Raw genomic sequence first — 13465 nt, 5'->3', positions numbered from 1 at the left:
TTATTATAATGCCCAGTCTACTATTTCGTTCGCCCATTCTTTCCGGTAAGGAGTTGTGATACGGATATAGTTATCGGTATAACCTTCCATCATCCCGTTCTTCTCGAACATTTCGAAGAGTACCTTACGTTTCTGGTTAGTGTGCTGTTGTGTAAAGTATTGCATCTTCATATAAGAAAGATTGCGTAATGTTTTGTTACGTTCGTTTCTTACGGATACAGGGATCACAGGTTTGATTTCCAGGGCTTTGGTCTGATCTCTTTCCGAATAAGTAAATACGTGCAGGTAAGACACATCCAGCGAATGCAGGAAATCGAACGTTTCCTTGAAATGTTCATCCGTTTCACCCGGAAAACCTACGATCACATCCACACCGATGGCGCAATGCGGCATAAGGGTTTTGATCAGGCTTACACGGTCGGCATACAATTCACGTTTATAACGTCTTCTCATCAGCCCGAGGATCTCATTGCTGCCGCTCTGGAGCGGAATATGGAAATGCGGCATGAACTTGTCGCTGTTAGCCACAAAGGAAATAATATCGTTGGTGAGCAGGTTCGGTTCAATGGAGGAGATACGGTAACGCGCGATACCTTCAACCTTGTCCAAGGCTGTAACCAGGCCATAAAAATCCTCGGCATGTTTTCCGCCATCCGGTCCCTTGCCGAAATCACCAAGGTTAACGCCGGTGAGTACGATCTCTTTTACCCCGTCTGCCGCCAGTTTGCGGGCATGTTCCACAACACGGTCAATACTGTCGCTCCTGCTTTTGCCGCGAGCCATGGGAATGGTACAGAAAGAGCAGTTATAATCACAGCCATCCTGCACTTTGAGAAAAGTACGGGTACGGTCGTTCTGGGAAAATGAAGCGGTAAAACCGGTCACATCCCCGATATCGCAGCTGCAGACCTTCGCCTCATCGGTATTGTTTTTGGCCAGTTCCCCGATATGTTTGGCAATATTGAACTTTTCAGCTGCGCCGAGAACCAGGTCAACGCCAGGTATGGAGGCGATCTCCTTCGGCTTCAGCTGGGCATAGCAGCCCGTGATCACCACAAAGCTCTCCGGCGAGCGGCGCTGGATCCTTCTTACGAGGTGACGGCATTCTTTATCGGCATTGTCTGTAACGGAGCAGGTATTGATCACATAGACATCCGCAAGATCATCGAAGCCCTTCTTCTCAAAACCTTCCATTTCCAGCATGCGGGAAAGGGTAGAGGTTTCGGAAAAGTTAAGCTTGCAGCCAAGCGTATGAAATGCCACGGATCGTTTCTTGCTCATAGAACCGCAAAGATAATAAGTCTACGGCAGTTGCTGTGGCCAAATCGCCCGGAGGGCTCCTATAACATTTTCTTAAAATAGGTAATTCCCCCGATGCTTTTTTCCTTTTTACGATTTTAAAGTTATGTTTGCGAGTGTTTTAAAACCAAGACCTAATATGCAGTTTAACAGAATCAATAACATTGTTGGCTGGGCCGTATGTCTGCTTGCCTGCACTGTGTACATTTTAACCGCAGAGGCCGGAGGCAGTTTCTGGGATTGCGGCGAGTTCGTCAGCAGTTGTTTCAAGCTGCAGATTCCTCACCCTCCGGGAGCTCCTTTGTTTGTGATCCTGGGCAGGTTATTTATTGTAATATTCGGGAATAGTCCTGATGGTGCTGCCAAAGCCGTGAATATCATGAGCGCACTGGCCAGTGGATTTACCATCCTGTTCCTTTTCTGGACCATCACGCACTTCGCAAGGCGGATTGTACAGGTTAAAACAAGTGATATTCTCACCAGTTCACAGGCCTGGGCCATCATGGGTGCAGGTGTTGTAGGTGCACTGGCTTATACTTTCAGCGATTCTTTCTGGTACAGCGCAGTGGAAGGTGAGGTGTACGCAATGTCATCTTTCTTTACAGCTATCGTATTCTGGGCCATCCTGAAATGGGAAAACCATGCAGATGAACCCGGAGCCGACCGCTGGATTGTGTTCATATTCTTCCTGATGGGGCTTTCCATCGGCGTTCACCTGCTGAACCTCCTTACCATTCCGGCTATCGTGATGGTGTATTATTTCCGCAGGAGAGCTTCTTTCAATTATGAGGTTATCCGCAAATGGTTCCTCCGTATTACAGTGGTAGGCGGTATCGTGGCCTTTATCGGCGCACTGGTACTGGCAAGCCGCGATGTAAATGAAGAAAGAGGTATGTCGTTCGACGGAACCCTCGCCGGTATGGTGATCATGGGTGTGATCGGTGCTATCGCGCTGCTGTTCCTGACGGAGAAATTCAAAAAAGACAAGAAAGCCTATTATGGCGGTATGTATATTTTCTTTGTGATCGGCTGTGCCATCACAGGTATTGTACAGGTAGGTGTGATCCAGTATACCGTAAAAGTGGCCGGTGCATTCGACAGGTGGTTCGTGAATGATTTCGGCCTGCCGTTCTTCTCCGGATTCACATTCTTCTTTATACTGGTAGCAGCGCTGATCTGGTACGGTTTCCGCTTTGCCGCTAAAAAAGGCTGGGCTTATCTCCGCCTGAGCCTCTGGTGCCTTGCATTCATGCTGGTAGGTTACAGTACTTATGTAACTACCATGATCCGCAGTAATGCAAATCCGTCTGTGGATATGTACAATGTAGACAACCCGATGAGCCTTGTAGGTTACCTGGGTCGTGATCAGTACGGCGATTTCCCGCTGTTGTATGGTCAGAAATACACTGCCGAGCCACGTGTGCTGAACAATGCAGGTATGCGTTACCAGAAAGGCGGTAACAAATATGTGCCAATCGGTGAAGACAAGAAATATGGTTATGCACCGGAAGACAAAATGATCTTCCCGCGTGTATGGGATGCAAGTGATGATCAGAACCACGCTTATTTCTATTCTGTTTATCTCGGTATCAATAAAATGAAAGACGGCAGCTACGAGCGTGCGCCGAACCAGATAGATAATATTAAATTCTTTGCAGGTTACCAGGTGAACTGGATGTATTTCCGCTATTTCATGTGGAATTTCGCCGGTAAGCAGAATGATAATCAGGGAATATTCGATGGTAATGTGCGGGATGGTAACTGGATCACCGGTATCGGACCCATCGATTCCATGCTTTACGGCGATCAGAGCGCTATGCCGGATAGCCTCAAAAACAACAAAGCACATAACAAACTGTTTGCACTGCCGTTTATCCTTGGCCTGATAGGCTTGTTCTACCAGTTCAAAAAACGCGGTGATGATGCTGTGGCCAATTTCCTGATGTTCTTCTTCACAGGTTTTGCCATCGTGCTCTACCTGAACCAGGCCGGATTCCAGCCACGTGAACGTGATTACGCTTATGTGGGAAGCTTCTATGCTTTCGCAGTATGGATAGGCCTGGGTGTGCTGAAAGTAAGGGACTGGCTGAGCAAAGGCCTGTCGCAGGCTACAGCTGCATCCCTTGCAACCGTGATCTGCCTGCTGGCTGTACCGGTACTGATGGCACAGCAGGAGTGGGACGACCATGACCGCAGTAAGAAAGTGCTCGCTCCGGACCTGGCAAGGGATTACCTGGAAAGCTGCGCGCCAAACGCCATCCTCTTTACCTACGGCGATAACGATACTTACCCGCTCTGGTATGCACAGGAAGTAGAAGGCGTTCGGCCGGATATCCGTGTGATCAACTACAGCCTGCTGGGTATCGACTGGTACATCAACCAGCTCCGCTATAAAGTAAACCAGAGCGATCCGATCGATGTGATCTGGAGCGCAGACCAGATAGAAGGTGAAAAACGTAACTATATTCTTTACCGCCCCAAACCAGGCATTCCCGAAGACAGGTACTACGATATGTACGACCTGATGAAGAATTATGCCGGCAGCGATGATCCTGCTAAAATGGAAGACAGGGGCGGCGGAGAAATGGTGAATACATATCCTGTACGAAAAATGTCTGTACCCGTAGACAGGGCAACAGTACTGCAAAACGGCACAGTGAATGCAAACGACAGTATCGTACCTGAACTGCGTTTCGAGATCCCGAAAGCAGCACTCATGAAGAACGACCTGGCCGTACTGAACGTGATCGCAGCAAATAAATGGAAAAGGCCGATCTACTTTACCAATCCATCCGCAGAACTCGGTTTCGACCAGTATATCCGCAGGGATGGTATGAGTTTCCGCCTGGTACCTGTTCAGGGCAGCCGCGTGAACACCGACTGGATGCTGGATAAAGTAACCAACAAATTCCGTTTCGGTAATGCGAATGTGAAAGGTGTTTATTTCGACGAAGAAAACCGCCGTCACCTGAACAGCATCCGTTCTGCATACACAGAACTGGCAATGGACCTCTCTTCTAAAAACCGCAAGGACGATGCTAAAAAAGTGTTGAACCAGGTTGATAAAATGATGGATCCGTCTAATTTCCCTTATGGTCTTACCAGCAGGGCAAACCTCCACAACAGGAACTCACTGCTCTTCCTGGAAGCATGTTATATGGCAGGCGATACCGCACTGGCCAATAAAGTATCAGCTTCCGTGAAGACCGACCTGGAGCAGCAGATCAAATACTACAACTCGCTGAGCGGTAAAAAAGCGGATAACATGGCCGATGAAAAAAGAACGGCAGAAAGTTACCTGCAGGGACTTCAGCAGATGAAAACCATGTATAATCCGGCAATCCAGATCCCGGGGAAAATGATGGCGGCAGAAGATTCTACGCCAAAAAAATAAATCCTGATCCAGGAATATAAGTACAAGGCCGGTCTTTTTTAAAGACCGGCCTTGTTTTTTGTGATTTGAGCTTGTTAATAATGTTGTAACATTCTTTTATGTAGCTTACATCTTATTTCCTGCCAGCCAGGAACAGTTTATCCGTTTTTTACGCTTCCGGCAGTCCGGAACCTTACTTCCGGTGGAATAATAACAAGATCGTTCACGCATCAAATATGTAACAATGATTGGTCACAGATTTATCCGGTTTAATCCCGATGCGCAACAAAAAAGCAAATTTGAACAGTTGCTGGATGTATTCACGCAACTGCTTACCTATACCAACGGAGATGCTTCAGAAGCTTTGCAATGGCTCAATGAACTCGACAGGCAGTACAAGCTTTCAGATGAGGATTATGGTATGGGCGATTTTATCGACGACCTGAAAAACAATGGCTATCTGCAGGAAGATCCGCAGAGCGGGCAGTACAGTATTACAGGTAAATCGGAACAGGCCATCCGCAAGAAAAGCCTGGAAGAGATTTTCGGCAAGCTGAAAAAGAGCAGGCAGGGGAATCACCAGACGTTCAAACCCGGCCAGGGCGACGAGCAGAATTCAGACACGCGGCCCTACCGTTTCGGCGATATGCTGGAACAGATCGATTTCACGGAAAGTATCCGGAATGCGCAGATCAGCAGGGGCGTGGAGCAGTTCTCGATGCATGAAGACGATCTGCAGATCAGGGAAAGTGATTTCAAGACCCAGACTTCCACCGTGCTGATGATCGATATTTCGCATTCGATGATCCTTTACGGCGAAGACAGGATTACCCCAGCCAAGAAAGTGGCGATGGCGCTGAGTGAGCTCATTACTACCAAGTATCCCAAAGACACACTTGATATAGTTGTGTTCGGCAATGATGCCTGGAGCATCGAGATCAAAGACCTCCCTTATCTGCAGGTAGGCCCCTATCACACGAATACCGTAGCAGGGCTCGAACTCGCGATGGATCTGCTTCGCAGGCGTAAGAATCCGAACAAGCAGATCTTCATGATCACCGATGGAAAACCCACCTGTCTTAAAATAGGAGGCCGTTATTACAAGAACAGTTTCGGGCTCGACCGAAAAGTGGTAAACCGCTGCATCAATCTCGCCGCACAATGTAAAAAGCTTAAGATCCCGATCACAACATTTATGATCGCTTCGGACCCATACCTGCAAAGCTTTGTACAGGAGTTCACTGAGATGAATAACGGGAAAGCTTATTTCGCATCACTGGATAAACTCGGTGCTTTCATATTTAAGGATTTCGAGAGCGGTAAACGTAAAACAGTGTATTAAACGATCATTATAAGAAAGTATTCAAACAGGAAAGATGGATATAAAAAAAATAACAACATTAGGAGCGTTAAAGAAAAGTGGCTATACATCTAAAAGTGTGAAAGAAGAGATCAGGGCCAACCTGATCCGCAGTATTAAAAACAGGGAAGAACCTTTTACCGGCATCCTCGGTTACGAGGATACTGTAATACCTGATACGGAAAGGGCTTTGCTGAGCAGGCATAATATCCTGTTCCTGGGTTTGAGAGGACAGGCCAAGACCAGGATGGCCAGGCAGATGGTAGACCTGCTCGACGAATATATTCCCGTGGTAGCAGGCAGTGAAGTGAACGATGATCCGTTACAGCCTTTAAGCCGTTTTGCACGCGATCTTGTTGCCGAATATGGCGATGAAACACCCGTACAATGGCTGCACCGCAGCGAACGTTACGGCGAGAAACTGGCTACGCCCGATGTAAGTGTAGCGGATCTGATCGGCGATATCGATCCCATCAAAGCTGCGAACCTCAAGCTCAGTTTTGCCGATGAAAAAGTGATCCACTATGGTATTATACCGAGAAGCAACCGCGGCATTTTTGTGATCAATGAATTACCCGATCTGCAGGCAAGGATCCAGGTGGCTTTATTCAACATTCTCCAGGAAGGAGACATTCAGATCCGCGGTTTCAAACTGCGCATGCCGTTGGATATCCTGTTTGTGTTTACCGCGAATCCTGAAGATTATACCAACCGGGGCAGTATTGTAACACCCCTGAAAGACAGGATCGAAAGCCAGATCCTCACGCATTACCCCAAAACAATTGAAACTTCTCTTGCCATTACCGAACAGGAAGCAAGCATTACACCAGCACAGCAGGAACTGGTAACTGTAAGCGATCTTGTAAAACGACTGATAGAACAGGTAGCATTCGAAGCACGCTCCAACGAATATGTAGACAAGAAAAGCGGCGTCAGTGCAAGGCTTACCATTGCCGCATTTGAGAATGCAGTGAGCAGCGCAGAAAGACGTGCGATCATCCATAATGAACAACAGACCCAGGTCTGGATCAGCGATCTGTCGGGCATTATCCCGGCCATTACCGGTAAAATTGAACTGGTATATGAAGGCGAACAGGAAGGTCCTTACCAGGTAGCGGTGAACCTGCTCGATAAAGCCATCCGTTCACAGTTTGTACAATACTTCCCCAATCCTGAACTGCTGAAGAAGAAAAGGAATACAGGCAAAAGATCGCAGCAGGAAAAGGAGCCGGAGAACCCTTACAAATCCGTGACCAGGTGGTTTGATGCAGGTAATCATCTCGACCTGTTGATGGATATGAAAGATGATGATAAGATTGCAGCACTTTACCAGGTAGACGGACTGTTCGGCATTGTCAAGAAGTTTTATCCGCATGCAAACGAAAAAGAAAATGCATTGCTGATGGAACTGGTACTGCATGGCCTTGCTGCTTATTCCATGGTGAGTAAAAAAGTGATCGACGGACGTATTGAATTCAAAGACCTGATGGGTAGTATGATGAACCTGGGTGCCTTCAGCGCTCATGACGACGAACATTCCGACCAGGATGAAGAAGACGATTTTCAATAACAGGAATAACTATAAATACAAAGCCACAACAATTTGTTGCGGCTTTGTATTTTATCTGAACAGGTATTCCTGTATTAAATCAGCTCTTTTAATTTTTCCACCACCGAATCGATCTCTGCTTTTGTATTGTGCTTGCAGAAAGAGAAACGGACAGTAACCTGGTTTGGGTTATTGTTGATGGCCCTGATCACATGAGAACCCTGGTCTGCGCCGCTGGTACATGCACTTCCGCCACTGGCGCAGATATGGTTGATGTCGAGGTTGAAAAGGATCATCTCGCTTTTTTCAGTTTTCGGGAAGCTTACACTTAATACGGTGTAAAGGCTGCGTCCCAGCGGATCGCCGTTGAAAGATACACCCCTGATATTCTTTTTCAGCTGCTCCATCATATACACTTTCAGGCTTTTGATGTAACTGCTGTCCTCTTCATAACCGGCGCTTGCCAGTTCCAGTGCTTTGGCAAAACCGATGATACCATAAAGATTCTCTGTGCCCGCCCGCATATTACGTTCCTGGCTTCCGCCGTGTACAAAAGGTTTGATCTTTACATTCTCGTTAATATATAACATACCAACACCTTTTGGTCCGTGGAATTTATGACCTGCACCGGTGATAAAATGTACAGGTGTATTCCTGAGGTCGAACGGGAAATGACCTACTGTTTGTACGGTATCGCTATGGAAAATAGCATTGTATAATTTACAAAGCTCACCAACAGCATGAATGTCGAGCATATTGCCGATCTCGTTGTTGGCATGCATCAGTGTAACCAGGCATTTTTCTTCACTTTCGGCCAGCAGGCGCTCCAGGTCTTCAAGATCCACATGCCCGTTCGGCAGCAGTTTTACATAGCTTAATGCTGCTTCTCCATTGTGATAGAGGTATTCAACTGTATGTGTGGTTGCATGGTGTTCGATCACAGAAGAAATGATATGCCTGCAACCCAGATCACGCACAGCGGCAGTAATGGCAGTATTGCTGCTTTCTGTGCCGCCGCTGGTAAAGAAAATCTCGGCCGGGTGGGCATTCAGCAGTTTTGCAACTGATTTACGCGCATTTTCCACTGCCAGGCGTGACTCTCTGCCATAGCTGTAAATAGAGGAGGGATTACCGAAATGAGTGGTGAAATAAGGCATCATGGCCTCTAGCACCTGCGCATCGAGCGCTGTTGTAGCTGCATTGTCGAAGTAAATTCTTTCCATAGCGCGGCAAAGTTACTGATTTTATAAAATAGACAGGGTTACATCACTTCCTGTATATCCTTCATTATTTTGGCTGCAATATTGGCTGCTGTAGTTTCAAAATTGCTTTCTGCATAAATGCGGATGATGGGTTCGGTATTGCTGGTGCGCAGGTGCACCCAGTCGGTATCGAATTCTATCTTCAGACCATCTTCCGTATTAATAGGTTGCGATTTGTATTTATTCTTGATATGATCGAAGATTTTCACCAGGTCAAAACCTGCAGTGAGCTCGATCTTGTTCTTGCTGATGAAATAATCCGGGTAGCTGTTGCGCAACTGACGTACGGATTTTTCCTCCTTTGCCAGATGTGTAAGGAATAACGCGATACCGATCAATGCATCACGACCGTAATGCAGGTCCGGAACAATGATGCCGCCGTTGCCTTCACCACCGATCACTGCATTCACTTCTTTCATGCGGTTTACTACATTCACTTCGCCTACAGCACTTGGACTGTAAGTACCGCCATGTTTCAGGGTTACGTCTTTCAGCGCGCGGGTAGAAGACATATTGCTTACCGTATTGCCTTTGCGGTTGCGGAGTACGTAATCTGCCACGGCTACAAGCGTATATTCTTCGCCGAAGAGGCTTCCGTCTTCACAAACAAAACAAAGCCTGTCCACATCCGGGTCTACGGCTATGCCAAGGCTTGCATCCTGTTTTTTTACTTCGTTGCAGAGCTGGTTCAGGTGTTCGGGCAGCGGTTCGGGATTGTGTGCAAAACGTCCGTTCACTTCACCATTGAGTATGGTAATGTCTTTCACGCCCAATGCTTTCAGCAATTCAGGAACGGCAAAAGCGCCGCTGCTGTTGATCGCATCCACCACTATTTTAAATTTCGCCTTTTTGATCGCAGCAACATCTACCAGGGGGTAGTTGAGGATCGCTTCGATATGCTGCTGCAGAGCGGTGTCATTCTTTGTATAAGTACCCAGCTGGTCTACACCAGCAAACTGGTAGTCGTCCGCCGCAGCAATTTCGAGTATACGTGCGCCGTCTGCCGCGCTGATGAATTCACCTTTTGCATTCAGCAGCTTCAGGGCATTCCATTCTTTTGGATTATGGCTCGCCGTCAAAATAATACCTCCCGCTGCTTCTTCAAATACAACGGCCATTTCTACGGTAGGAGTGGTGCTGAGGTCCAGGTCAACCACGTTCAGTCCGAGTGCATTCAGCGTGCTGATTACCAGACGCTGTACCATTTCCCCGCTGATCCTGCCATCGCGCCCGATCACTACTTTTTTGCTGCCCGGTTGCTGCAGCAGCCAGGTGCCGTATGCTGCCGTAAAACGAACCACATCCAGCGGACTGAGGGTTTCGCCGGGTTTTCCGCCGATGGTGCCGCGTATGCCTGAAATACTCTTAATGAGTGCCATTTACTGAGGTTTTAGAAGGGTGCAAACATAATTGAAAATTTTTGTTTGCCGTTCAGTTGTAATTTCGCAGTACAAAGGGAATGTATGGTGGATAAAGCGTGGTATAAAGACTGGTTCAATTCGCATTATTATCATTTGCTGTACCAGCACAGGAATGATGAGGAAGCAATGGCTTTTATCAATACCCTTATCGGGTACCTGAAGCCGGCTGCTGCAGCCACAATGCTGGATGTTGCCTGCGGTAAAGGCCGTCACAGCAAGGCACTGGCCGATATGGGCTTCGATGTAACCGGTATAGACCTGTCGCTCGCTTCCATTGAAGAGGCAAAAGCCGATGAGTCGCCTAATCTGCATTTCTACCAGCACGACATGCGCCTGCCTTTCTGGATCAATTATTTCGATTACGCGTTCAATTTCTTTACCAGTTTCGGCTATTTTAAAACAGCGCGGGAGCATGACAATTCCATCCGTACCATTGCGCAGAGCCTTAAACCGGGAGGTATTTTCGTGATCGATTACCTGAATGTGCATTACGCAGAAGAAAGAATGCAGCAATCCTTCACCACCACCATAGAAGAAGTGACGTTCCACATTACTAAATGGCAGGACGATGAGCATTTCTTCAAACAGATCCAGGTAACGGATGATACCAATAAAAGCCCCCGCCACCTCTACACCGAACGGGTGGCCAAGTTCTCACTGGGCGATTTTACCGATATGCTTGCTTACCAGAATATGCAGGTACAGGAAGTTTTCGGCGATTACCAGCTGGGGAGATATGATGTACGGCAATCGCCAAGAATGATCATCGTAGCCAGGAAATAAACAGAAACGATCCGTAATTTTTCCGTGTATACGCCTTGCGTTAACTTTACATAGCTATGATCAATTTTGCCTTGCTGAGCTCCTTTTTCAACAACCTGCTGAACCGGCTCGACGAACTGGACAGGCAGCTGTTCCTGAAGATCAACAGGCAGTGGACCAGCAGCCTGCTCGACGCTGTCTATCCCTGGTGGCGCGAAGCAACTGCCTGGGTGCCTTTATACCTTTTCTTTATCGTTTTTGCCCTGTTTAATTTCGGGAAGAAAGCACTGACCTGGATATTTTTCGCAATCGTAACCGTTGTCATTACCGACCAGCTGAGCAGTACCGTGATCAAACACTGGGTACTGCGCCTGCGTCCGTGCAACGATCCCTATATGGCCACACAGGTTCGCCTGCTGCTGGATCATTGCGGAAGCGGCTACAGCTTTACTTCTTCCCACGCCACCAACCATTTCGGGTTTGCCATGTACGTATTCATTACTACAAGGGCCATTACGGGCAAATGGGGCTGGCTGATGTTCGCCTGGGCGGCTACCATCGCTTACGGGCAGGTTTATGTAGGCGTACATTACCCTGTGGATGTTTTCTGCGGAAGTCTTTTAGGTTGCCTGGTCGGCTACCTGACCGCAACTTTCTTCAATAAAAAAACCGGGCTTGCCGATATCGTCAACCCTCAATCCGGTCTTGCATGATCACCAACCGAACTATGCTGCTTGTCCTTGCGTCCTGCCTGCTGGCCTGGCTGCTGGGAATGATATTCATACCTGTTATGGACATCGATGCCGCCCAATATGCTTCCATCAGCCGGGAAATGCTCGATAACGTCAGCTTCCTGCAGGTGTACGACCTCGGTAAGGATTACCTGGATAAGCCGCCGATGCTGTTCTGGCTTTCGGCCATCAGTATGAAGATCTTTGGTGTGCACGACTGGGCGTATCGTATTCCGTCCATGTTGTTCGCCATGCTGGCGGTGTACAGCACTTACAGGCTTGCGCTTCTTTTTTATAACAAAACCATCGCGCAGCTGAGCGCACTGGTGCTGGCATCCTCTCAGGCTATGTTCCTCCTCATGCACGATGTGCGCTGCGATACGATGCTGATGGGCTGGGTGGCATTCAGCCTCTGGCAGATGGCAGAATGGTATGAGAACAGGAAATGGACCCATTTTCTCGGCGCATTTGCCGCTATTGCGGGTGGTATGATGACCAAAGGCCCGATTGCGCTGATGGTCCCGGTATTTGCATTTGTACCTCATTTTGCTTTACGCAGGGAATGGAAACAGTATTTCCGCTGGGAGTACATACCCGGTCTTTTACTGATAGCATTACTGCTTGTGCCGATGAGTATTGGGTTATACCAGCAGTACGACCTTCATCCCGGTAAAATAGTGAATGGCGTGCCCATTCAGTCGGGGCTTCGTTTTTACTACTGGACGCAAAGTTTCGGCCGTTACACGGGCGAGAACCAGTACCATGAAATGAGTTATTTCACGTTCCTGCTGGAAAATATGCTGTGGAGCTTTATACCCTGGATCATTCTGTTCCTGGCAGGACTGGTTTTTGCCTGCCGTGATATCATAAGGAAAAGGTTCAGGCTGGGTAAAACGGAAGAATGTATTACAACAGGCGGATTTATCCTTACGTATTGCGTGCTGGCAAGGAGCCAGGCACAGCTGCCACATTATATTTTTGTTGTGTTTCCGCTGGCATCGGTTATAACGGCGCGTTTCCTGCACAGCCTGTTATTCACCGAAAACCTGAAAGAATGGAAGAAGCCGGTACTGGTGATACATGCTGTGATCTTTGTACTGCTATGGTGCGCGCTTATAGTGCTGATGACATTCGTATTTAAAAATATTCCCCGGGTTATTGCTGCTGCTGCGGCGGCTGGATTGCTGGCGTTATTGTATATGCTTTTCCGTAACCGTAACGGGGGATTGCCTTTATTGCTGAAAACCGCTTTCTTTACCGTGGCGGGAATCAATATTTTCCTGAACAGTTTCTTTTATCCGAATCTTTTGAAGTACCAGCTGGGAAATACTGCGGCGGCAGTTTTGCAGGAGCAGAAAATAGACCCGGCAAAACTGGTGCAGTATAAGATCATGGAAAGCAGGGCACTGCATTTTTATGCACAGCATATCATCCGCAGAAAGGAAACCGCAGACCAGCTGAGGCCGGATGAAGTGGTACTCACCGAAAAAGACAGTCTTTCTACATTGCAGCAACAATTTCCTGCAATGAAGACTATATTTGAAGGAGAATATTTCGGCATAACCATGCTGACGCTTCCATTTCTGAACCCCGCAACCCGGGAAAAAGAAGTGACGCGCTATGTGATCGCAGACCTGGACGGCAAACCCTGATCTGCTATCGCAACCGCAGACGTCTCCCAAAGGAACTCTGCGACTTAAAAAGAATA

The 13465-nt window shown here is 47.7% G+C and carries 9 protein-coding genes; 6 read left to right on the top strand and 3 right to left on the bottom strand.

What is annotated here, in order from left to right:
- Positions 1-3 precede the first annotated feature (3 nt).
- Positions 4-1281: a tRNA (N(6)-L-threonylcarbamoyladenosine(37)-C(2))-methylthiotransferase MtaB gene (mtaB, locus tag B5D42_RS14390; RefSeq protein WP_078832218.1), complete on the bottom strand. Its 1278-nt coding sequence runs from the start codon at positions 1279-1281 to the stop codon at positions 4-6.
- 157 nt (positions 1282-1438) lie between these two features.
- Here mtaB and B5D42_RS18190 point away from each other — a divergent pair, with 157 nt between their 5' ends.
- The 3 genes from B5D42_RS18190 to B5D42_RS14375 all read left to right on the top strand — a co-directional run bounded on the left by B5D42_RS18190 (position 1439) and on the right by B5D42_RS14375 (position 7602).
- Positions 1439-4693, top strand: a complete 3255-nt coding sequence (locus B5D42_RS18190) for a protein O-mannosyl-transferase family (RefSeq protein ID WP_245825702.1) — start codon at positions 1439-1441, stop codon at positions 4691-4693.
- Between the two features lie 223 nt (positions 4694-4916).
- Positions 4917-6014 carry a vWA domain-containing protein gene (locus B5D42_RS14380; RefSeq protein WP_078832216.1) on the top strand — a complete coding sequence of 366 codons (1098 nt, stop codon included), beginning with the start codon at positions 4917-4919 and terminating at the stop codon, positions 6012-6014.
- 34 nt (positions 6015-6048) lie between these two features.
- Positions 6049-7602 (top strand): sigma 54-interacting transcriptional regulator, encoded by a 1554-nt coding sequence (locus tag B5D42_RS14375; RefSeq protein WP_078832215.1) that lies wholly within the window; start codon positions 6049-6051, stop codon positions 7600-7602.
- Positions 7603-7676: 74 nt separating this feature from the next.
- Here B5D42_RS14375 and B5D42_RS14370 read toward each other — a convergent pair whose 3' ends face one another.
- Together B5D42_RS14370 and glmM are read right to left on the bottom strand one after the other, a co-directional pair.
- Positions 7677-8804, bottom strand: a complete 1128-nt coding sequence (locus B5D42_RS14370; protein WP_078832214.1) for a cysteine desulfurase family protein — start codon at positions 8802-8804, stop codon at positions 7677-7679.
- Positions 8805-8842: 38 nt separating this feature from the next.
- On the bottom strand, positions 8843-10222 hold the full coding sequence (glmM, locus tag B5D42_RS14365) for a phosphoglucosamine mutase (RefSeq protein WP_078832213.1): 1380 nt from the start codon (positions 10220-10222) through the stop codon (positions 8843-8845).
- Positions 10223-10306: 84 nt separating this feature from the next.
- Here glmM and B5D42_RS14360 point away from each other — a divergent pair, with 84 nt between their 5' ends.
- From B5D42_RS14360 to B5D42_RS14350, 3 genes are read left to right on the top strand one after another with little or no spacing between them, the layout of a single operon-like run.
- Complete coding sequence (locus B5D42_RS14360; RefSeq protein WP_078832212.1) at positions 10307-11047, top strand: class I SAM-dependent methyltransferase; 741 nt, start codon at positions 10307-10309, stop codon at positions 11045-11047.
- A 56-nt stretch (positions 11048-11103) separates the two neighbouring features.
- A complete protein-coding gene (locus B5D42_RS14355; protein ID WP_078832211.1) occupies positions 11104-11739 on the top strand; it encodes a phosphatase PAP2 family protein in 636 nt (211 codons plus the stop codon).
- Positions 11736-13409, top strand: a complete 1674-nt coding sequence (locus B5D42_RS14350) for an ArnT family glycosyltransferase (protein WP_078832210.1) — start codon at positions 11736-11738, stop codon at positions 13407-13409. Before B5D42_RS14355 ends, B5D42_RS14350 begins: the two co-directional genes overlap by 4 nt.
- Positions 13410-13465 lie beyond the last annotated feature (56 nt).

The sequence above is a fragment of the Sediminibacterium ginsengisoli genome (assembly GCF_900167075.1).
Lineage (GTDB): Bacteria > Bacteroidota > Bacteroidia > Chitinophagales > Chitinophagaceae > Sediminibacterium > Sediminibacterium ginsengisoli.
Note: the sequence above shows the minus strand (reverse complement) of the source record. Positions and strands in the feature narration are given on the sequence as shown.

Coding starts and splice junctions, on each gene's coding strand:
- mtaB (WP_078832218.1), bottom strand. CDS start 1,281: ATGAGCAAGAAACGATCCGTGGCATTTCATACGCTTGGCTGCAAGCTT.
- B5D42_RS18190 (WP_245825702.1), top strand. CDS start 1,439: ATGCAGTTTAACAGAATCAATAACATTGTTGGCTGGGCCGTATGTCTG.
- B5D42_RS14380 (WP_078832216.1), top strand. CDS start 4,917: ATGATTGGTCACAGATTTATCCGGTTTAATCCCGATGCGCAACAAAAA.
- B5D42_RS14375 (WP_078832215.1), top strand. CDS start 6,049: ATGGATATAAAAAAAATAACAACATTAGGAGCGTTAAAGAAAAGTGGC.
- B5D42_RS14370 (WP_078832214.1), bottom strand. CDS start 8,804: ATGGAAAGAATTTACTTCGACAATGCAGCTACAACAGCGCTCGATGCG.
- glmM (WP_078832213.1), bottom strand. CDS start 10,222: ATGGCACTCATTAAGAGTATTTCAGGCATACGCGGCACCATCGGCGGA.
- B5D42_RS14360 (WP_078832212.1), top strand. CDS start 10,307: ATGGTGGATAAAGCGTGGTATAAAGACTGGTTCAATTCGCATTATTAT.
- B5D42_RS14355 (WP_078832211.1), top strand. CDS start 11,104: ATGATCAATTTTGCCTTGCTGAGCTCCTTTTTCAACAACCTGCTGAAC.
- B5D42_RS14350 (WP_078832210.1), top strand. CDS start 11,736: ATGATCACCAACCGAACTATGCTGCTTGTCCTTGCGTCCTGCCTGCTG.